Source organism: Chryseobacterium panacisoli, from assembly GCF_008274625.1.
GTDB classification, from domain to species: domain Bacteria; phylum Bacteroidota; class Bacteroidia; order Flavobacteriales; family Weeksellaceae; genus Chryseobacterium; species Chryseobacterium panacisoli.
Map to the genome: position 1 here is coordinate 1,804,420 of NZ_VTRU01000001.1, position 20,630 is coordinate 1,825,049.

20 protein-coding genes are annotated in these 20,630 nt (G+C 35.8%); 2 read left to right on the forward strand and 18 right to left on the reverse strand.

Translation table 11 applies throughout. From position 1 onward, the window contains the following. Positions 1–12 precede the first annotated feature (12 nt). The 7 genes from FW781_RS08120 to FW781_RS08150 form a co-directional block, all read right to left on the reverse strand. Entirely contained in the window at positions 13–747 is a 735-nt protein-coding gene (locus FW781_RS08120) for a hypothetical protein (RefSeq protein WP_149386945.1), read from the reverse strand. A 253-nt stretch (positions 748–1,000) separates the two neighbouring features. After that, entirely contained in the window at positions 1,001–2,353 is a 1,353-nt protein-coding gene (locus tag FW781_RS08125) for a T6SS phospholipase effector Tle1-like catalytic domain-containing protein (RefSeq protein ID WP_149386946.1), read from the reverse strand. 150 nt (positions 2,354–2,503) lie between these two features. Continuing rightward, positions 2,504–3,181, reverse strand: coding sequence for a response regulator transcription factor (locus FW781_RS08130; protein ID WP_149386947.1), 678 nt, complete (start codon positions 3,179–3,181; stop codon positions 2,504–2,506). After that, entirely contained in the window at positions 3,150–3,821 is a 672-nt protein-coding gene (locus FW781_RS08135; protein ID WP_228720156.1) for a sensor histidine kinase, read from the reverse strand. Before FW781_RS08135 ends, FW781_RS08130 begins: the two co-directional genes overlap by 32 nt. 110 nt (positions 3,822–3,931) lie before the next feature. Next, positions 3,932–4,555, reverse strand: a complete 624-nt coding sequence (locus FW781_RS08140; RefSeq protein WP_149386949.1) for a hypothetical protein — start codon at positions 4,553–4,555, stop codon at positions 3,932–3,934. A 17-nt stretch (positions 4,556–4,572) separates the two neighbouring features. Further along, positions 4,573–5,352 carry a hypothetical protein gene (locus tag FW781_RS08145; protein ID WP_228720157.1) on the reverse strand — a complete coding sequence of 260 codons (780 nt, stop codon included), beginning with the start codon at positions 5,350–5,352 and terminating at the stop codon, positions 4,573–4,575. Between the two features lie 63 nt (positions 5,353–5,415). Then, positions 5,416–6,036 carry a DUF5715 family protein gene (locus FW781_RS08150; protein ID WP_149386951.1) on the reverse strand — a complete coding sequence of 207 codons (621 nt, stop codon included), beginning with the start codon at positions 6,034–6,036 and terminating at the stop codon, positions 5,416–5,418. Between the two features lie 218 nt (positions 6,037–6,254). Here FW781_RS08150 and aqpZ point away from each other — a divergent pair, with 218 nt between their 5' ends. Continuing rightward, positions 6,255–6,971, forward strand: coding sequence for an aquaporin Z (gene aqpZ, locus FW781_RS08155; RefSeq protein WP_034696881.1), 717 nt, complete (start codon positions 6,255–6,257; stop codon positions 6,969–6,971). 275 nt (positions 6,972–7,246) lie between these two features. On the opposite strand, the gene FW781_RS08160 is transcribed toward aqpZ, so the two are convergent. The 11 genes from FW781_RS08160 to aceB all read right to left on the reverse strand — a co-directional run bounded on the left by FW781_RS08160 (position 7,247) and on the right by aceB (position 18,908). Further along, on the reverse strand, positions 7,247–7,792 hold the full coding sequence (locus FW781_RS08160) for a hypothetical protein (protein ID WP_149386952.1): 546 nt from the start codon (positions 7,790–7,792) through the stop codon (positions 7,247–7,249). A gap of 113 nt (positions 7,793–7,905) precedes the next feature. Further along, positions 7,906–8,898, reverse strand: coding sequence for a LuxE/PaaK family acyltransferase (locus tag FW781_RS08165; RefSeq protein WP_149386953.1), 993 nt, complete (start codon positions 8,896–8,898; stop codon positions 7,906–7,908). Between the two features lie 193 nt (positions 8,899–9,091). After that, on the reverse strand, positions 9,092–9,862 hold the full coding sequence (locus tag FW781_RS08170) for a UDP-2,3-diacylglucosamine diphosphatase (RefSeq protein WP_047386597.1): 771 nt from the start codon (positions 9,860–9,862) through the stop codon (positions 9,092–9,094). A 20-nt stretch (positions 9,863–9,882) separates the two neighbouring features. After that, positions 9,883–10,329, reverse strand: a complete 447-nt coding sequence (locus FW781_RS08175; protein ID WP_047386591.1) for a 6-pyruvoyl trahydropterin synthase family protein — start codon at positions 10,327–10,329, stop codon at positions 9,883–9,885. A gap of 87 nt (positions 10,330–10,416) precedes the next feature. Next, entirely contained in the window at positions 10,417–11,679 is a 1,263-nt protein-coding gene (locus tag FW781_RS08180; protein WP_149386954.1) for an erythromycin esterase family protein, read from the reverse strand. 212 nt (positions 11,680–11,891) lie between these two features. Then, positions 11,892–13,334, reverse strand: a complete 1,443-nt coding sequence (locus FW781_RS08185; protein WP_149386955.1) for a serine hydrolase — start codon at positions 13,332–13,334, stop codon at positions 11,892–11,894. Positions 13,335–13,412: 78 nt separating this feature from the next. Next, positions 13,413–14,579, reverse strand: coding sequence for a hypothetical protein (locus tag FW781_RS08190; protein WP_149386956.1), 1,167 nt, complete (start codon positions 14,577–14,579; stop codon positions 13,413–13,415). Positions 14,580–14,659: 80 nt separating this feature from the next. Next, positions 14,660–15,067: an acyl-CoA thioesterase gene (locus FW781_RS08195; protein ID WP_228720158.1), complete on the reverse strand. Its 408-nt coding sequence runs from the start codon at positions 15,065–15,067 to the stop codon at positions 14,660–14,662. Between the two features lie 124 nt (positions 15,068–15,191). Continuing rightward, positions 15,192–15,764 (reverse strand): OmpH family outer membrane protein, encoded by a 573-nt coding sequence (locus FW781_RS08200; protein WP_149386957.1) that lies wholly within the window; start codon positions 15,762–15,764, stop codon positions 15,192–15,194. Positions 15,765–15,924: 160 nt separating this feature from the next. Further along, the gene (gene aceA / locus FW781_RS08205; RefSeq protein WP_149386958.1) at positions 15,925–17,205 is read right to left on the reverse strand and encodes an isocitrate lyase; all 1,281 of its coding nucleotides are present in this window, start codon (positions 17,203–17,205) and stop codon (positions 15,925–15,927) included. 128 nt (positions 17,206–17,333) lie between these two features. Continuing rightward, positions 17,334–18,908, reverse strand: coding sequence for a malate synthase A (gene aceB / locus FW781_RS08210; protein WP_149386959.1), 1,575 nt, complete (start codon positions 18,906–18,908; stop codon positions 17,334–17,336). Positions 18,909–19,034: 126 nt separating this feature from the next. Between aceB and FW781_RS08215 the strand changes: the two genes are divergently transcribed. Beyond that, on the forward strand, positions 19,035–20,513 hold the full coding sequence (locus tag FW781_RS08215) for a helix-turn-helix domain-containing protein (protein ID WP_149386960.1): 1,479 nt from the start codon (positions 19,035–19,037) through the stop codon (positions 20,511–20,513). The last annotated feature ends 117 nt before the right edge of the window (positions 20,514–20,630 follow it).

Consider the following 20,630-nt stretch of genomic DNA (forward strand, 5'->3'; position numbering starts at 1 on the left):
GTAATGTAAAATTTATTTATTGAGAAGCTGTGTCAATAATTGTCCCGAAGGTATCATGTCCACTAAAGTACCTCCTGGTGCATTTGTAATGCCATAGGTTCCCCTGATCATCTGTAAATCATAATCAGTGTTTTTATCACTGAACATGAATTTACATCCTGAGGCTATTGTATTTCCTATAACAGTACCTGCTCTCATATGGGTTTGAGCAGCAAATAAAACTATATTTTCATTAGGCTCCATACTCACCTGTCCCTGGGCAATAGAAGTAAATGCACAGAAAGGTAAAAACTGTCCATCCACTCTGGCTGCAAGTCCTATTGTAAGATCTGGTGTACCTAAGGGGCTTTCATTTCTTACCGTAATTATTCCTTCGGGGGCTGTACCTCTAATAGAAAATGAGCCACCCGGATGAAAACTTACAGCTGTACCTAAGGAAATTTCCTGTGATAATACCTGCATCTGGATTGTTGTATTGGCAGCAATAACTGATTTGTTGAACACATATACTTTATATTCAGGTTCATAATCAATATCCATCAGTCCAAACACATTGCCGTAATCAACAGCAAACCAAGCCGGTACTCCTGAAACAATCTGGTTGGGACCTGTTGCCCCTTTGAATCCCATTAGACTATAAGCATTGGCCTGCAGATATTGTAAAATTTTGTATTGTTCCCCTGATGTAAAATCAAAACTGATTGAGAATATTCTAGTACCTGGTCTTTGTATGAGTGACTTTTCCATTGTTTTAATCTTTGGTGTTCTTACTCTTTTGATAGTAGGCTTTTCAGAATACGCCTTTGTTCATATTCTATTTTTGAAGCTTCGCGAAATGAACAATTCAAAGTAACGAGATTTAAAATCCAGAAAGTACAGTATAAAATACCAAATTTAAAATTCAGTAATTGTACTCATTGATAATCATTCACTTATAAAAAAAGGGAACATCTGATATGATGTCCCCCTAACCTAAATTTAAAACTGAGAAGCGTTGGCACTAATTCTTAATTTCATTTAATGTAATGGCTGCCGGCGTTTTTAAAATGGAACGATCCCAGACATCATTATTGGGAACACTGGTTCCGTACAGAAAATCTGCAACAAAACTATCTTCCGGCAGATGAAGCTCAGCAGAAAGCCGTGTCCCAGTTGTTTGGTCAACGGATGTACTGCTTGAAACATTTAATCCGTTATTAATCAGTTCAATAGCAATTTCCCGTTGGGATCTTTTCAGAAAGCTGTTCATGTATAACCCGAAATTTGCTGAAATATGAGTGTAATCTGCAAATTTTCCGAAATCGTAGATTGGCTTTTTACCCGCAGAAAGATCTTTTATATATTCTTTTATTTTGATATAAAAACGGCTGAGAAAAGGATGCTTATTATAATCTGTTCCAAAATACGCATCGTTTTCTGTACTAAAAATGGATATTTTAGCATTGGTTTCTTCCAGCATCAGCTTCCCGTATACTTTTGAAAGGTCATTGTATACCTTATCCCGGCACACATATGCCTGCGAAAGACCATTGGCAGTTTCAACCTCATATCCGGAAAGCAGGGCATTCCAGATTTTATTGCCTTCAGCATTGGTTTTTTCATTCCTGATATCCGAAACATAATGATGGAGATCATCAACATTAATAAAGTCTGTAGAAATATAAACAGACTGCGGCCCTTCAAGATATCCTCCTCCGATATCAGCATGATCACCCGGCACAAAGATTTCTTTCCAAACGGAAGACGTATTTTCCGATTTCTGATCTTCCATTATTTTTGAATTCTCAAAAAAGCCTGTAAGCGGAAAGAAAAACCGGCTCTCATTGACTGCACAGACATGTAACGCATTCTCTACCTGAGCAGGGATATTCAGATTATAAGTATTAAAAGGTTTGGATTCTACCGTATCAAAAACTCCCAAAAATTTTATTCTGCAATTTCCCAATGAATAATACGTTAAAAGCTGATTGCAAAAAGTTCTTGCGAGCATTCCACCTCTCCCAAATCCATAGATATAAAAATGGTATTCTTTTGTCTGATCATGGATCATCTGCTGTACAAAATCCTCGGCTTTCTGAAGCTTATCATCAGAAGAATATCCGTTGCCATAAGGCGGATTTGCACATGTTGCCATAGCAAAATTATTATCTTCACTTCCCGTTACCGTTCCAATTCCTTCGATGTATATTTTCTCATCTCCAATAAATAAGCTGTATAATTTATAAATATTGGTGAAGGTACCATAATAACTTTCATTGTTGTTCAGCGGTTTATCCGGTGAAAGAATATTGACCCCATTATTTCCTGTACCGTCAAAGAAAATCCCGACGGAAATCACTCTACTGTCATTCATGTTTTACTTTAATTTTTTTATTACAGATCTTGTTTGTGTTTTTTTCGAATAAAATCCCTAAAAGAGACATTCCAAAATAACAGAAGAAAAATAAGGTCAGGTAGAGTGAAAAGTACCAAATAAAAAATTCCGTATTTCTACGGAATCAGATTACATTTTTTCAAGAGAGTAAATATTATTAATAATAGCATAAATTACTATTCCTACAGTATTTTTGGCTCCTATCTTCTCCAAAATACGCTGCCTGTGGCTTTCTACGGTTCTGGGACTGATAAAGAGCTTTTCTCCAATTTCGTTGTTGGTAAATTCCTGGCAGATCAGTTTTACCACGTCTTTTTCTCTTTCAGACAGCTCATCTTCCGTTTCAAAAAGAGAATTTTTCTTGGCAGAACCGTTCATATAAGTAAACAGCATCTGATGATCTTCTGCAGTAAAGAAAACTCCGTTTTTATCAACCATCGTGATGGCATCAATAAATGTTTTCTTATTTGAATTTTTGGGCAGAAATGCTGATACTCCCAGCTTAACCATGTATCCTAAGATAGAGGTTTTATAATGGGATGAAAGGATAATGATTTTGAGATCGGGATATTTCTCCTTCAGGATTTCTACCAGTTCAAACCCGTTCATAGGTTTCATCTGAACATCTACAAGGGCCATATCAGGAAATTCATCTTTTGAAAGTTTTCCGAGGTCATCTATAAAATCGGGGCCGTTATCTGCGGTAAGGCATACCGATATATTTTTTTCATTGGACAGCAACATTTTTACCCCTTCGAGGATCAGCTGTTCATCATCAATCAGTGCTAGTTTGATTTGGGAACTCATGATATTTTGGAATTTTTATAATTAAACGACTTCCTTTGTTTGAAATAGTTTTTTTCCATTTGTGTGTTGCGTTCATTGATTTGATACGGGATTCTATATTTTTGATTCCCATTCCTTTTTTCACTTCTTCATATTTAAAGCCCTGGCCGTTATCAGAAATAATGACAGCCGTATTTTCAGGATCATCTTTAATATAAATCCAGAGATCTGTTGCCTCTGAATGCTTAATTACATTGGTTGTAAATTCCTGAATAATCCGGTACAGCTGAACTTCTGCGAAAAGATCTTTCTTTTCATATCCCGGCATCACCTGCAGGGAAATATTAATTTTATGGGAAAGGTTGGCTATTAATTCTTCAACGTATAAAACCAATCCCACCGACTCCAGATTTACGGGGTACAATGAATGGGAAATACTTCTGGCCGCATCAATCAGGGAAGACATCTGGCCGTAAATATTTTTTTTTATCAGCTCATCACCCTGAGTATCAAGATTATTCAACCATAAAGAAAGAATATTAAGGCGGTTTCCGATATCATCATGAATCATTACTGCAATTCTCTTCCTTTCTTCTTCCTGGGCTTTGATGTTTTCCAGTACTAATTTTTTCTGATGAAGAACTTCAGCCTCATGCTGCACGTTTTTCTCTTTAATAATTCTGGTTATAAAAGCTCTGTAGGCAAGGAGAATAAACGATACTATAACTGTTATGGTAACAATTATAAGGATCAGCAGATTGATATTTAAAGTTACTTCTTTAATCTGATAAAAGTATATAAAAATGAACAGTACAAAATACTCGAAAGAATATTATTGGCACTGAGAATAATATAATAATCGTTTTCCGACAGTTCTGCAATCTGGTGCTGGATGATAAAAATAAATACCGAAACGGAATAGTAGAAAAAAATACTGGCATCTACCAGAATAAAACGATTCTGTGCAGGGGTGTTTTTAATCTCACGGATCAGGGTAAACCCGGAAAGGCAGATGATAACAATATTGGAAACTACTTTTGCAATATCTGCATTGGAAGGATAGTCAAACCCATATTTCGAAATCATAAAACCTCCCGCCAGCAAGCCTGTAAGTCCCAGAGCATATTTTGGCCCATCCAGTTTTCTGATAAATAAACCTGTCAGCAAAAAAAATTCTCCTGCGATATAAAAGGGATAAAGAAATGATGTATCATTGAGTCTGAAGATATAAGGCAGCGCCAGATTCAGCAGTTCAATAAAAAAAAGAAAAGCAATACAATGAAAATACTGCTTTTCTTTTTGGTTTAATATGCGGTATTTTGCTGCTCCCAACAGTATTACAGATAGAAGCAGTGCATAGTTCAGGAATAAAATTGCCTTATAAAGTCCAGCCATTCCTCAGTTTATCGTTTTTAAAATCCACTTCCGACATCTACATCCGGAATACGGCAGATAGGAGGACATGGTTTTGCCCAGTCATAGGTATTGGAAATGGTATTTGCTCCCTGCTCTACATTCTTAAGATTTTCACGGAAAGAGATAAAAATAAGTGTTACCAGCATTTTTCCATAAATATCATTGTATCTAAGCCCAAAAGAACAAGTAATACCTGCCAAACCATCATCATCAAGGCAAAGGTCTGCGGTAGGAACATAGAATTTTCTGAAAATCCCAATGCCTTCGTTTTCTCTGCATTCTTTATAAAACCACTCCATGCCTTCATTTCTCCAACGCTCAATAGCTGATACCGCTATATCCTGCTCAAGAATCGGTGCATTGGAAACCGGGAATCCCATATTAGCATTCTTCTCTGTGCTCTCAAGATTTTTAGAAAGAACAGCGTTTCTAACAACAGTGTATTCCTGAACTTCCTGTAGTCTCAGGTCTCTGTCAAGTTCGGTAAGGAAACTGTATGGGTATTCTTTGACATCTATTTTTACCCCTTCATTATTCATAGGATAAAAAATAAGAATCAGACGATCTCTATACACTCCTACTGCTGCACAAAAGTCTTTATAGTCCTTGAATCCCTTCATCCACTGAAGGTGTTCATTGGAAATATTAAAAACATAGTTGGTAGGAATCAGCTTTTGAATTTTGGAAAAGTCAGAGAAATACGCTTTCCAATCGTTTGATGCTGCTCTACATTCTTCTACAGGCAGCATATAGTCTACAATGTTTAATGTTGACATAAGCATAGTTTTTAGTTCTATAAAAATATATAAACTAAACATGCTATGCAAATAAGATTTTAATTAATAATTTTTCACTGTAATATGATAACAGCTCTGTTGTCTTTCTTTAATGTAATATATTCTACCGATATTCTGATAATACTTTAAAACTTTCTCCAGAGCTATTTCCATTTTCGGATTGTACTTCAGAACATTGTTGAATCTCACATAAGAAATGTCAAAAGAGTTTCCATAATTGTGAGAACTAATCCCTAGTGAGGCATTAGAATTCACTCTTCTCAGCCTGCACTGGTCTTCAAGAGTTCTGGTAATGGAGGAAACAGTAAATGTACCACCCTTTGTGTCTTTGCTGAATTTGGAGCCTATTTTTTCCAGGGTAGTTTTGGCCTTGGATACCATATAAGCCCTGCTGTAATCAAGTCTCTGAACCTGATATCCTTTACCGGATTTCTTTATTTTATGAAATTTACCCTTGCTGACATATTTTTGTACTGTTTTGGAGTCTTTCAGCAGCTGTATCCCAAAACTCTTTGAGGCATCAAGATGGGGTTTGTAAAGCGGAGTAGGCTCAACCTTCAATACAGTAGTAAGATCATAGCAGGGAAAAGCCTTTTTTGCTGCCTGCGAATAATGTAAACTATAAATAAAGGGTACAAAGACCACACAAAGAAACTTTCTCATTCACCATCCTTTAAAATTACAAATGAAAGATAAAACATTTATGTTATATCTTTCAAAACCGACTATAATACTGTATAAATAAATTCCAAACAAACTTTACACCAAATTATCGATTTTACAATTTTTGTTCACTCTTTTTTGAGTTTTTTTTTCAGTTTTAACTTTTTATTTTAAGATTTAAATTTTACATTTGAGATACATAAATAATAAACAACATGATAAAAAAACTTTTCGCTGAATTTTTCGGCACATTTTGGCTTGTTTTCGGAGGGTGTGGAAGCGCTGTTTTCGCAGCTGGTGTTCCAGACATTGGCATCGGACTTCTAGGAGTTGCTTTAGCCTTCGGTCTCACTGTTCTTACAATGGCTTACGCGGTAGGCCATATCTCAGGAGGACACTTTAATCCGGCAGTTTCTTTCGGACTTTTAGCCGGGGGAAGATTTCCTGCCAAAGACCTTATTCCTTACATCGTAGCGCAGTGTCTGGGAGCTATTGTAGCAGCAGGATGTCTGTATACAATCCTAAACGGTGCAGGAGCGGTAGAATTTTCAAAACCCGGAGATTTTGCCACGAACTTTTACGGAGAGGCCGTTTATAACGGAAAAGCTTTCAGCATGGGAGCTGCATTCCTGGCTGAGTTTTTATTAACTGCCTTTTTCCTTATTGTGATCATGGGAGCCACAGATAAGTGGGCCAACGGTAAATTTGCCGGTCTTGCTATTGGTCTTGCTCTTACTTTGATTCACCTGATTTCTATTCCTATTACAAATACTTCAGTAAACCCTGCAAGATCACTTTCACAGGCTGTCTTCATGGGAGGAATTGCCATGTCACAGCTTTGGCTGTTCTGGGTAGCTCCTATTTTAGGAGGAGTTGTAGGAGGATTGATCTACAAGTTCTTGCTTCAGAGAGACACCGCAGAAATTGCAGATTAATTTTTTAAATAATATTCAATGATAAAATCCTGTCAGGCGGCAGGATTTTTTTATTTTCCTGATCACAAATACATTATTTTAAATTTTTAAAGCGCAAAGTTTTATGAGAGCAATTTCTTCTTTAAAGTAAGCAAAGCGATAACGACTGTCTCGTTGATGGAGCGATATTACAGCCTCAGCTTAGTCAGAATCAATGAAATTGATTCCTTCTTTGCTTCCTTAAAATTTAAATATAGAAAATTAATCTTTGCGTTAAAATCAGAAACCCTCTGGTTTTATTTTGATTTTTTGATATCAAAAGGGTTTTTGAAGATCAGTTCTTCATGTTTTCCTTTGATCTCCATTTTACGCTGAAGAAGATTGAGCGCCATTTTTCTGATAAAAAGATCTTTATCATTCAGCTTCCAGTAAGAATCTTCATGAAGTCTTTTGGGTGGGCGGATCAGGTAAAATTCGGTTTCCCAGGTATCTGCGTTATGGTAAAATTCAATGATTCCGCAGTGTTCAGGGATGAGAGCAGCATCTACCATTCCCATCGGGAGTAAAAAGCTAAAAGAATTACACATATAATCGCCACAGGAAATTTTATCGTGTTTCAGAAACTTTTCTCCGGTATCTTTATTGAGATATGATTTTTTGAAATCATTTTTAAAGTCACTTTTGGAAAACTTAATCTCAATTTCATGGCTTCCTCCTTCTGAATCTATGACCAGAATATCGGCTTCCCAATCGGCCTGAAAATAATTGGTGAGTACAATTTCTTTTTCAAAATCGCAATGGGAATGAATATAGGCGTGTATGAGTTCTTCTATTTTGAGCATGAATATAATTGTACAATGTAAAAATGTATAATGTATTTATGATAGTTCCGGAATACAAAATTGACAAGCAAAGCGAATTGACTATTCACAATTGTCTTGTTATATTCAAAGCATTAGCTAACCAGCAGACTGCATCCTCTGATATCAGAATGATCTATTCTTCCCAATACCTGAAATTTATTCCCTACAATTTTACCTAAATCCTGTGTCGCAATAAAAGAACAGGAATGGGTATTGGCAAGATCAATGATATTAATAGCTCCGGTTCTTCCTTCTTTTTCATAGGCCAGAGGATCTTCTGCATTCCGAACCATGATTCTCATCCAGCTCGGACATTCATATTCATTATTTCCAAGGGAATACGCTTGAGAAAGCAGCTCCGTCATGGAATATTCTGAGTAAATTTTATCTGTTTTAAGACCGTCCTTTAAGATTTTCAACAATTCATCTTTCGTCATTTCTTCTTTTCGGCCTTTCATTCCTCCGGTTTCAATCACTATTAAATTTTCAAGAAAATTTAGGGATTCTTCATTCCTTTCAGAATGACAGTAGTCAAGGAAGTCAAGAAGGGCAAATGAAACTCCGAAAAGAATGACTTTTTTATCCTGAAGTGTATTCAATAACTCAAAAAGATCAGAATGGTTATAAAGGAAATATCCGTTTTCCGGTTTGGAGGATTTTTTCATCAGATAATCTACCATATAGATCAGTGATGAATGCTGCTTTTCCAGATAACTCGGAAGCAGGCCCAGAAAGATAAAATCTTCCGGCTTACCAATAAACTGTTCAAAACTCTTATAAATACTTTCTTCATAAAGTTCCGGATCTGCGATGAAATGTTTTGACAGATTCATCTGCGTTGTTCCTGAACTCTGAAAAAAAAGACCGGTTGTTACGTTTTTATCCAGAATCTGATGGTTCTTGAACATTTCAATAGGCAAGAACGGAATCTTCACCAGGCTGTCCACCTCATCAGGATTAACATTCAGAAAATCGATGAATTTTCTGTAGATTTCAACATTTTCATATTGATAACGAAATGTTTTCAATGATGCATTCAGGAAATCCTGTTCAGTCTGTATATTGAATATATTTTTTAATTCCATAACTTTTTAAGCACCTTATCACCTCAGTATAAAGCAATTATAAAGATAAAATATTGATATTTAATAATTTTTTAATCTACAATTCATATTTTGGTAAGCTTCTTGCACATATCAAAACGGAATATGGATTAAAAACAAGAGTGGGTTTCGGCCCGTTCGAAAGTTACCTCTTTTAGGGGTAATTTTTTTTGCTTTATTTTTCAAAAGTCTTCAGTTCAAAATCCTTTTCAAAAACCCCGTAGGTAAAATAGGAAATCCAGTCTCCGAGGTTAATATATTTTGAATTCTGCTCCAGATCAAGCACCATTGGCAGGTGTCTGTGTCCATAGATGAAATAGTCTATCTTCTCTGACTTCAGTTTTTCTTTGGAATAAATGATCAGAAATTCTTTATCTTCTCCCAGAAATGCTTTGTCTTCTTCTCCGGAGATCATTTTATTTTTTTGGGAAAGGTACAGTGCAACTTTCATCGCAATATCGGGGTGCAGCCATTTGAAGAACCATTGTGCCACCGGATTGGTGAATAATTTTTTCATTCTTTTATATCCTTTGTCACCAGGTCCCAACCCGTCTCCGTGGGCCAGCAAAAACTGCTTTCCTCCCATTTCAAAATATTGTTTCTGATAAAAAACAGTACAGCCAATCTCCTCTTCCAGATAATCTTTCATCCACAGATCATGGTTACCGACAAAGAAATAGATATGAATTCCTCTGTCTTTAAGTTCTGCAATTTTTCCGAGTACCCGGATATATCCTTTGGGAACTACATGTTTCCATTCATGCCAGAAGTCAAAGAGATCACCCATTAAAAACAAAACCTGAGCATCTTCTTTGATCTCATTCATCCAGCGTATAAATTTTTCTTCACGCACTTTGCTCTCCTTTGGAGTAGGAGCTCCAAAATGCTGATCCGAAGCGAAATATACTTTTTTTCCAGGTTCTAAATTAATTGTTGTTTTTAACACCTTCTGAGTTTTGGGGTAAATTATTGATTATCTTCTGCAAACCATTCTCCATAAGAGTTTTCTGTCTCATGAAGTTTTAGATAAGCTAAAGAAATTCCATCAGGAAGTTTTGATTTTACTTTGGCAGCAATAGCATATAACATGTTTTCACAGGTTGGCTGGAAGCTGCAATAGATTACTTTGTGCCCTTTCTGTTCCAGATCATCCCCCAATTCTTTGTGTGGAGACAGAGCATTTACAAGAACCGCATGGTCCCATACATCTACAATTTCGGAATTTACGATACTTTTGATATCTCCGAAATCTACCACCATTCCATTTTTAGGATTTTCAATATCATTGATCGGTTTTCCTTTCACTGTTACAAACAGCTTATAGGAATGTCCATGCATATTTTTACACTTCCCATCGTAGTTGTAAAGCACGTGAGCTGTTTCAAATGTAAAAATTTTTGTAATACGTATCATACTGCAAAGATATAATAAAACGGTCTAACTTGAAAAGCCAGACCGTCTATAAATTGATTCACAAAATCTATTGAAATTCTCCAGGATTTAATCTGTAGATAAGTGCTCAGCGGCATTCGTATGTTTTATAAAAATTATTCCGTCAAAACATTCGTTCAACTTAAGAGGTTCTGTGATGGTAAATTTTTCTGTTGCTGGTGTTACAGGGTTATATCCCAGAAGTCTCATTTTAAAAGCCTTTCCATATATTTCTTCATTGCTGCTGCGGAAGTCTACAAAATAGTTTTCACTTTTTTTGCTCCCCAGTTTTTCTTCCCAGCTATTCTTTAATTGTTCTGGCAGTGGATAAGAGCTGTATTTGTTATTCTTTACTGCCCGGGGATCTGCAGTAGCACTATAGGTTCCTGAAACAGTAGATGTTGCCAGTGCGTAATATTGGTTTCCGTATTTTTCTTTTAAATACCCGCCCATACCATCTACCAGTATAGGTTTCAATGCAACATGCCCGTCATGTGCAAAAAGGATCATTTTTTTATTATACCCGGACTGAATGTTTTTAATCATCTCGGCCATGATAAAATCTCTGGAAACATCATAATTTTTTTTGCTCGCTTCATAAGGTATTTTAAATCCAAGTTCGAGATGCTGTAATGCCAGTTTTGAATTCAAGTCCATTTTCTTACCATATAAGCTATCTGCCTTTTTAGTCAGTAAATATCCTTCTGTTCCATTTTTTATTACGGCCTTCATATCCAATCTGAAAGATTGGTCATTTTGTTTTTCCCACATTTCATCCTGTAAGACAGCTTTTTTTTGAATTTCTGCTGTCATTTCAGAATAGTCCTTTCCAAAATTATCGGTTTTTTTCAAAATTTCAGCACTCCTCATGAGAGCATCAGTATCGAATCCGGAAATGATTACTTTGTCTTTATGATTCTTATTATAGCCTCTGATCCACTCTAAAAACGTATGAATTTCTTTTGTTTGCCAGATAGAAGTCATATATTTTTTCAATGCTGCTTTTAAATCAACATCAGAGTTCACTGCTTCATTAAGGAATGCGGCATCACCATAAGAACTTTCAAAGGCTACAATTCTAAAATTATTTTTGTTAATCAGCTGTTTTGAGATTTCACTTCTTATCTCATTAAACTCTTTGGTTCCATGTGTGCCTTCTCCCAGTCCAATGATTACATAATCTTGTAAATGATCACTAATTTTTTTTATTGCCTTAGTATTGTTTGCGTGGTCTGTAAAGGGAGTTTGAAATTGTACTTCTCCTTTTGTATTCTGTGAAAATCCTATGGAGGAAATTAATATGAGATTGAGTAAAAAATATTTCTTTAGCATTATATAATTTTCAGTGGCTTGCTCTTACCTAAAGACAGCAAAAAGCCTTATTTGTTACGGTAAATTTAAAATAAATCACAACAAATTTCTCTTCGGAATATTACATTAACTCTTCATTAACTCACACTCTCTTTATTATGATAACAACCTATTTTAGCTGCTCTCCTGAAACCTTTTATTTCTATGTTTCCAGGTTCAATATCTTCCCTCTTTTAATCTATTTTTAAGGTTAAATTATTATCCTGAGTTCCATCTATATTGATTGTATTGTAAGGTACAGAAAGCCAGCCGTTTTTATTCATTACAAATTTAAACTGATAGGTTTTTCCTTTTTCAAACTGAGACTTTGGCAAGATCAGCTCAAAAGTATTGTTCTTTTTCAGATTCATATAGTAAGTCTTATCATCCGGATTCCAATCATTAAACGAGCCGGTAACCGAAATATTCCTGATAAATTCTATGCTTTGCTTTTCAGGAAATTGGTAGGAAAAAATAACATTATCCTTTTCTGTGCGATACCCATAGATTTCTTTTTTAAGATTGGGATGAATAAGAGGTTCAGACTTTGTATATTCTTCTGCCAACGTGTAAGGATTCAGCAAATGTTTATCCATAATACCAGCAATCTGGTTGATCACCTGATACATTACTGCAAATTCTTTATATCCGTTGTACATCAACACAACAGCCATATTTTTGTCCGGGAAAATTCTGTATGCACTTACGTTTCCACCAGAAAAATGATAGGACTTTATATTATTAAAAGTTCCCATATCCCAGCCATGAGTGAAAGTGATATCCTTATTTTTATATTCAAACGGTTTCCACATCAATTGTTGTGTGGCGGGTTTTAGAAAATCATTCTTGCCCAAATGAATACTCCATTGCAAAAAAGCAGGTAATGTAATGGCCAAACCATTCGCGGGATGAGCTCTTCTCCCTTCTACAAATGTAGATTTGTCATATTGATGTTTATCCTTATTGTAGATATATTTCACAATTCTGTTAGGAATTTTTTCAATAGAATTGGATGAAAATACCACCTGATTTTTAGCGTCCGAAAACTGATGCTTCAGGATATACTCTTCAAATTTTTCTTCGGTTACTTTTTCAATGATCATAGATATCAGCATATAATTGGTCTGGTTATATCTGTAATCTGTTCCTGTTTCAAATTCCAATTTTTCTTTTGATAACCTGTCAATTACTTCTGCATTAGAAGCATCCACGGGAATATCACTGAAATTAATCCAGTCCGGTAATCCTGAAGAATGTGATAAAAGATTTTTCACCTGAACATTTTGCCATTCTGTGGGCACATGGTCTATATATTTTGAGATTTTATCTTCCAAAGATACTTTCCCTTGCTCTATGAGCTGAAAGATCCCAACATTTGACATCAGTTTTGTAGTAGAATATATCCTGAACATGGAATTGGCATCTACTTTTTTATTGGTCTCTAAAGTTTCCGTTCCATAGTATTTCTGAAAAGTTACTTTATTATTCGTAACGATTCCTACGGCCATCCCAGGTATCTCATTGATTTGAATAACTTTTTTTATATAGCTGTCAATTTCTTTTGACTGGTCTACGGTCTGGCTATAACCTGTAAAGAAAAAGCTTAAAAAGAGTATCGTTAAAATAGATGGTTTCATGGTAATGTTTGTTTCTTATTTCTCTATTGAAAACAATTATTCCTCTTATTCTATTACATAGAGGAAGAAAGATGAGCCTTATTTCATTCTTTTTTCAAATCTATTAATGATTTTGTACTCTTTATCTTTAATGACAATATCATAGTTTCCTTTATCAAGGATTAAAAAACGGCTGTCTTTAGAAGTATTGAGTTCAATGATATCTGCAGGAATTCCTTTTTGTTCAGATTCACCTTTTCGATACGCAAAAACCATAACCGGATATGTTGAAAGTTGAGCAGCCGGAATTTTATAAAATCTTCTGTTTTCCTTCAGCATCCAGCCTGGCCTTCCTTTGATATATTTCGTAACGGGATGAATGATTTTAATATCTGTGTACAATTCTTTGTCCTCACCATTATAGATTATTTGGTTTTCATCTTTCAAAACAACTGGAATGGTATTGTTTACCAATCTCAGGAGCGGTTCATTATACTTCAATAAGCTTTTTTCTGAAAACTGAGTCTGGTCTATGGTCAACGGATTGATCCCTGTCATATCTGAAAGCCGTCCAGCCATTGTCTTTTCCCAGGATTTATGAATACCTTCATAAGCATGCTGATACCCGCAATAAATCAGATATTTTCCCTCTTTATTTTGCTGCATAAAATCGAAAATATTTTTTGCTTCTCCAATTTCTCTTTCCTTATTATTACCTTCAGCTTCGTAAGGAAAAAGCCTGAATCCAATTTTCAGAGCATTATAAATAAAGTTTCCGAATTCCGGTTCCTTGGAATAATATCCGCTGGTGAGGGTAGCAAATTTCACAGTATTTAATGAGTCTCCTTCCAATGTTTCGATTCCTAAGTATCTGTACCCTCTGTCATATAAGCCCTGAAGTAAAGAAGAGGCAAAAGCTCTGTGACTGGCGTTGTGATGGGCTTCATTGATGATAATGATTTTCTCATTGACCGCTTTTTTCAGAATATACTCTTTTGCATTGACCGGAATTAATTTTGTGAATTTCAGACTATCAGCAGTATTCAGCTTTTTCACTCTTCCAAAAGTCTGGTCCCAGCTTTCCAGTGCCGGTTTATACTGTCCGCTTATGGAGTAATATGTTGCTCCCATCTGACTTCTCCAGGATTGACTTTGGGCAGGATCCTCTATTTTCTTTTTAATATCATCGGAAAAGAGGTAAGGATTTTCCTGGCTATGAGCTGCTATGCTCAACAATAGTAAAGCCAGTGAACAAAAGAATTTCATGTTATTTAGTTTTTTTATTGAATGTTGTAGGTTAAAAATAAAAATTCTATTTCCTACTCTCATTTTAATCATTTTTCCATCTAGAAAAACTTCTCGAGCCAGTCACTTTCCAGGCGTTTGATCTTCTTGGTTTCCGGATCGAAGAGAATCCAAAGTGTACTTGAATTTACTACAAGCTCATTATTGCAGTAAAATTCCACTTTTCTTGGCTGTTTGGCTCCTTCAGGAGTTATGGGATAGGTTCTTACTGTGATAATATCATTCAGATAGACCTGTTTTTTATATTGTATATGGTGATCCAGAAGCATCCAGGCATCGTTTACATATTCGGTTTGATGTTTTAGGAGATCCCAGTGTTCTGCGGCTACTTCTTCCACCCAATGCACATATTGTACATTATTTACATGGTTGTTCTGATCAATATGCTCTTCCCTTACCTTTATCTGTTTTTCGTACATTAAATTCATGCTCATGAAAAGTTTACTCAAATTTATCATTTTAAAACAGAACTTTCTTAGTTCTATGGAAACAAAATTCCTATTTCCCAGATAAAAAAAAAGGAATCAGATATTCTCTGATTCCGTTCAATATTCAATATATTTGAAATTATTATTATTTAGATTTTCCGGCAGGCTTAGCAGCAGTTGCCGTAGCACCTAATTTGGTTTTAACAGTAGCAGTAATATCCTCACTTCCGTCAGTATAAAGCAGGTTATTAGATTCCTGTGCTGCTGTATCAAATACATAGCTCAGATTTTTTTCTTTAGCTACAGCAAAAATAGCTTCTCTTACTTTCTTTTGCAGTGGAGTAAGCATTTCATTTTGCTTGGCAGAAATATCTTTAGCCGCCTGCGCTCTTGCTTCTTCAATTTTTTTACCAAGGCTCTGCAGCTCAGTTTGTACAGCAATCAGTTCTTTGGTAACAGCTTCTTTGTTAGCTTCAGTAAGAGTTTTCTCTTTATCCTGTCCTGCTTTCAGCTTAGTCTGATACTCGGTGATCAGTTTTTCAATTTCAGTCTGTTTTGTTTTAGTCAGATTATCAATCGTAGTTCCTATAGTTTTTACTTCAGATAAACTTGCAAAAATTTCTTCTGTGTTTACACTTCCAATTTTCTGTTGAGCATTTACAGCATTTGCAGTAAGCGTTAATCCTAATGTAATAAAAAGTACTTTAATTAAATTCATTGTTTTAATAATATTTTTTCGTCCCCAAATATAATTCAAATTTTAATTACTTATCCTATAACATTTATTCCTGAAAATCTGAATGAATTAAAAGCAGGCAAACAAAGAAAAACCTCCCCAATAAGGAAGGTTTAACATCAAAAAAATATGGAAAAAATGACTAATGGAACTGTGCGGTTTCCGTAGAATCTTTCATTGCTACGGTAGCTGAAGAACCGTTTGTAACAACATTCTGTATTTCATCAAAATACCCCGTCCCTACAAAAGACTGATGCTTCACCGCTCTGAATCCTTTCTGCTGTAAAGCAAACTCACGCTCCTGCAGTTCTGAGTATCCTGCCATTCCTCTTTCTTTATAAGCTAAAGCTAATTCAAACATTGCCGTATTCAAAGCATGGAATCCTGCCAATGTAATAAACTGGAACTTATAGCCCATTTTTGCCAGCTCTTCACGGAAAGTAGACATTTCTTCCACACTCAGCCTTGCAGCCCAGTTGAATGAAGGGGAACAGTTATAAGCGAGCATTTTCCCGGGGAATTTCGAATGAATTCCTTCTGCAAATCTTCTTGCCTGCTCCAGATCCGGATTTGAGGTTTCCATCCATATCAGGTCTGCGTATGGAGCATAGGACAAACCTCTGTCAATTCCCTGCTCTACTCCGTTTCTTACAACATAAAATCCTTCAGCAGTTCTTTCTCCTGTTACGAATTTCTTATCTCTGTCATCAATATCAGAAGTCAGTAAATCTGCAGCATCTGCATCTGTTCTTGCAATAATAAGACTCGGAACTCCCAGTACATCGGCTGCCAGACGTGCAGCAATCAGCTTATTAACTGCTTCCTGTGTTGGCACCAGTACTTTTCCGCCCAGATGTCCGCATTTTTTTGCAGAAGAAAGCTGATCTTCAAAGTGTACGGCAGCAGCTCCCGCTTCTATCATCTGCTTCATCAGTTCAAAAGCATTCAGATTACCTCCAAAACCTGCTTCTGCATCTGCAATGATGGGCACCAGATATTCTTTATCTCCGGCTCCGCTTACAGATTGTACCTGATCTGCCCTCAGCAACGCATTATTAATTTTCTTTACCACAGAAGGCACTGAATTGGCGGGATACAGTGATTGATCCGGATACATTTCTCCCGATAAATTGGCATCTGCAGCCACTTGCCACCCTGAAAGATAAATAGCTTCCAGCCCGGCATCTACTTCCTGCACCGCCTGGTTACCTGTAAGAGCCCCAAGTCCTGCCACATAATCCTGGTTATTTAATTTATTCCAGAATTTTTTAGACATTTCTGTAGCAATGGTATATTCTATCGTATAAGAACCACGAAGTTTCAAAACTTCTGCTGCTGTATAGGGCCTTTTTATACCGTTCCAGCGTGGATTTGTCAGCCAGTCTTGTTCTATAGCCTGGATTTGTTCTTGTCTTGTTTTCATAATATTTGGATTTTGTTTGATTAGGGTATGAGAGTTGTTTTGTTGCTAGTTGCTGGTTCTATTGTTAATTGTTAATTGATGATCTGGTTTTCAGCCAGCAGCTATTAAACCATCAACCAATATTTTCACTAAATAAAAGGATAAGCTTTAAGGGTCAGAAATTCTTCAAAATTCTCAGAGAAGATCAGTTCATTGAAAAGTTCTTTAGCAAGGTTGAATTTTCCGTTTTTGAAGCGGGTTTCGCCTACATACTTTTCAATATTGTCCATTTCTTCGCTTTCCCACTTCAAAATCATATTCCGGGTCAGCGTTCTGTCATCACTTAATACCGCTTCATTTTTCAGCCATTGCCAGATTTGTGTTCTTGAAATCTCTGCAGTAGCTGCATCTTCCATCAGATTATAAATAGCAGCAGCACCAGTTCCCATCAGCCAGCTTTCGAGGTAAAGAATTCCTACGTTGATATTTTTTCTGACTCCTTTTTCCGTAATATCACCTTTTGGAATTTCCAGCAAGTCACTTTCTTTGATATGATATTCAAATTTTTTATCAATCTGATTTTTGGAAGGCATATACTTGTCAAAAATTTCTTTTGCCACTGAAACCAATGCAGGATGTGCTACCCAGGTACCATCGTGACCGTTTTTCACTTCCCTTTCTTTATCATTTCTCACTTTTTCAAAAGCCATATTATTGGCTTCATCATTGTCCTTTACAGGAATTTGGGCGGCCATTCCTCCAATAGCATGTACATTTCTTTTATGACATATTTTGATAACTCTTTTTGAATAGGCACTCATAAAAGGAGAAGTCATGGTCACCTGATCTCTGTCCGGTACAATAAACTCCGGAAGGTTTCTGAATTTTTTGATATAGGAAAAAATATAATCCCATCTTCCACAGTTTAGTCCTGCGCTATGTTCTTTTAATTCAAATAAAATTTCATCAATCTGAAATGAAGCCGTAATAGTTTCTATCAAAACGGTAGCTTTAATGGTTCCCTGCTGAATTCCCAGATAGTTTTGAGCAAAGACAAAAACCTCATTCCACCAACGGGCTTCTTTATAATGTTCCAGTTTCGGAAGGTAGAAGTAAGGACCGCTTCCCTTTTCTAAAAGCGACTTTGCATTTCTGAAAAAATACATTCCAAAGTCAATCAGCGAGCCGGAAGTTTTTTCACCATTGATTTCAATATGTTTTTCCGGAAGATGAAGCCCACGCGGACGAACCTGTAAAACAGCAGTTTTTTCATTCAACGTATAGGCTTTTCCTTTTTCGTTGACAAAATCAATAGTACGATTAATAGCATCAGAAAGATTGATCTGTCCCTGAATACAGTTTCCCCAAACCGGCGAACTGCTGTCTTCAAGATCTGCCATAAATGTAGAAGCTCCGGAATTCAAAGCATTGATAATCATCTTGCGGTCTACAGGTCCTGTAATCTCTACTCTTCTGTCTGACAGATCTTCCGGCAGTGAGGCACACACCCAATTTCCATTTCGGATGTCTTCTGTTTCTTTTAAAAATTCAGGAAGTTTTCCCTGATCAAAATTCTGCTGTGTATTTTTTCTTTCTTTTAAAAGTTCCAGTCTTGTATGATTGAAGTTCTGATGAAGCGCAATCAGAAAATCCATCAAATCGGGAGTAAAAACTGTTTCAAACTGCTTATGAGCTTTTATTTGTAATTGAGTCCTGGTTTCCATAACATATTGATTTTGTGATTTGATATTACAAACATAAATAAAAATTTTCACAAACAGCGAACGTTCGCTAAATTTATTTAAAAATTATTATGCGAATAATCGCATCTAATTATTTATATTTGAGTAATGAATTCAGAAAGTGACTTTATCAAAACGGTTTTCGGGTTAAAACTGAAACAGCAGAGGCAAAAGAAAAACTGGTCTCTGCAGGATCTTGCTGTAAAGACTGGTTTATCAAAATCTTACCTTAACGAAATTGAAAACGGAAAAAAATATCCAAAACATGATAAGATCATCCAGCTTTCTGAAGCACTGAGCTGTACTTTTGATGATCTCGTTTCCACCAAACTAGATAAAAGCTTAGCGCCTTTCAACGAAATTTTACAATCTGATTTTTTTAAAGAAGTTCCGCTGGAGCTGTTTGGGATTAATAAAAACAATCTTATCAGCATCATCAGTGATGCTCCCAAAAAGGTAACGGCCTTCATCAATGCACTGATTGAAATTTCTCAGAATTATAATCTTGGTAAGGAAAGGTTTTATTTTGCCGTATTGAGATCATTCCAGGAATTGTATGACAATTATTTTCCGGAAATTGAAGAAAAAGTAAGCTTGTTTACTCAGGAAAATAATGTAAAACCTGGCAAAAATTTAAAGTCTGAAATTCTGGAAAAAATTCTTGCGGAAAAGTTCAGCTATACAATTCGATCTGAAGATTTTGAAAAATATGGAACTTTAGACAACCTTCGTTCGCTTTTCATTCCGGAGAAAAAACTATTACTGCTGAACCAAAAGCTGGAAAAGGATCAGAAAACATTTATTCTCGCTAAAGAAATCGGATTCAATGTTCTGGAATTAAAAATACGTCCGAATACGTATTCATGGCTTGACTTCGGAAGTTTTGAGGAAATTCTTAATAACTTTTACGCTTCTTATTTTGCAGGAGCTTTATTAATTTCAAAAGAACCTGTCATTGAGAAGACATCAGAATTTTTCCAGTACAATACATGGGAGTCTAAAAATTTTGAAAATCTCATCAACAGTTTTACCCGTTCTCCCGAAACATTCTACTATCGACTGACGAATATTCTTTCGGCAGAAATGGGAATTAAAGACTTATTTTATCTGTGTCTGGTAAAAAAGAAAAATTCGGATAAGATCCAGATTTTAAAAGAACTTCACCTGAACCATCAGCAGGCTCCTCACGCCAATGCAACCAATGAACATTACTGCAGAAGATGGATTGCCGTGAAAAACCTTGATCATTTAAAAGAAAATGAAACTCTGACCGATGCTCAGATCTCCCATTATAAAGATCAGGGAATAAGTTATCTTGTCATTTCCACTTCGCAAAAAAACCCTTTTTCAGACGGAAGCAACAGAAGTTATTGCCTGGGTATTTTATTGAATTCTCAAACGATCAAAAAAATAAGCTTTATAAAATCTCCTTCTTTAAAAACAATCAATGTTGGAGTGACCTGTGAATCGTGCAGTATTGCAGATTGTGAAGTAAGACAGGCTCCTCCGGTAAGACTGGAAAAGGAACATTTTAACCTGAGTATGAAAAGTTCTGTGGAGAAGATAAGGAAGAGATTTGAGAATTAAAGGATGAATGGTGAATCATCAACACATTCGCTTGTGAATTTTTAATACTGTTATGAATTATTCGTCTATGAATTTTTTCTCTCTCTGCAATTCACTTACGAAGTAAAATTCACCCTT

Bases quoted from the DNA above. Each gene is read 5' to 3' on its own strand.
- FW781_RS08120 (WP_149386945.1), bottom strand. From the start codon at position 747: ATGGAAAAGTCACTCATACAAAGACCAGGTACTAGAATATTCTCAATC.
- FW781_RS08125 (WP_149386946.1), bottom strand. From the start codon at position 2,353: ATGAATGACAGTAGAGTGATTTCCGTCGGGATTTTCTTTGACGGTACA.
- FW781_RS08130 (WP_149386947.1), bottom strand. From the start codon at position 3,181: ATGAGTTCCCAAATCAAACTAGCACTGATTGATGATGAACAGCTGATC.
- FW781_RS08140 (WP_149386949.1), bottom strand. From the start codon at position 4,555: ATGGCTGGACTTTATAAGGCAATTTTATTCCTGAACTATGCACTGCTT.
- FW781_RS08145 (WP_228720157.1), bottom strand. From the start codon at position 5,352: ATGTCAACATTAAACATTGTAGACTATATGCTGCCTGTAGAAGAATGT.
- FW781_RS08150 (WP_149386951.1), bottom strand. From the start codon at position 6,036: ATGAGAAAGTTTCTTTGTGTGGTCTTTGTACCCTTTATTTATAGTTTA.
- FW781_RS08160 (WP_149386952.1), bottom strand. From the start codon at position 7,792: ATGCTCAAAATAGAAGAACTCATACACGCCTATATTCATTCCCATTGC.
- FW781_RS08165 (WP_149386953.1), bottom strand. From the start codon at position 8,898: ATGGAATTAAAAAATATATTCAATATACAGACTGAACAGGATTTCCTG.
- FW781_RS08175 (WP_047386591.1), bottom strand. From the start codon at position 10,329: ATGATACGTATTACAAAAATTTTTACATTTGAAACAGCTCACGTGCTT.
- FW781_RS08180 (WP_149386954.1), bottom strand. From the start codon at position 11,679: ATGCTAAAGAAATATTTTTTACTCAATCTCATATTAATTTCCTCCATA.
- FW781_RS08185 (WP_149386955.1), bottom strand. From the start codon at position 13,334: ATGAAACCATCTATTTTAACGATACTCTTTTTAAGCTTTTTCTTTACA.
- FW781_RS08190 (WP_149386956.1), bottom strand. From the start codon at position 14,579: ATGAAATTCTTTTGTTCACTGGCTTTACTATTGTTGAGCATAGCAGCT.
- FW781_RS08200 (WP_149386957.1), bottom strand. From the start codon at position 15,764: ATGAATTTAATTAAAGTACTTTTTATTACATTAGGATTAACGCTTACT.
- aceA (WP_149386958.1), bottom strand. From the start codon at position 17,205: ATGAAAACAAGACAAGAACAAATCCAGGCTATAGAACAAGACTGGCTG.
- aceB (WP_149386959.1), bottom strand. From the start codon at position 18,908: ATGGAAACCAGGACTCAATTACAAATAAAAGCTCATAAGCAGTTTGAA.
- FW781_RS08215 (WP_149386960.1), top strand. From the start codon at position 19,035: ATGAATTCAGAAAGTGACTTTATCAAAACGGTTTTCGGGTTAAAACTG.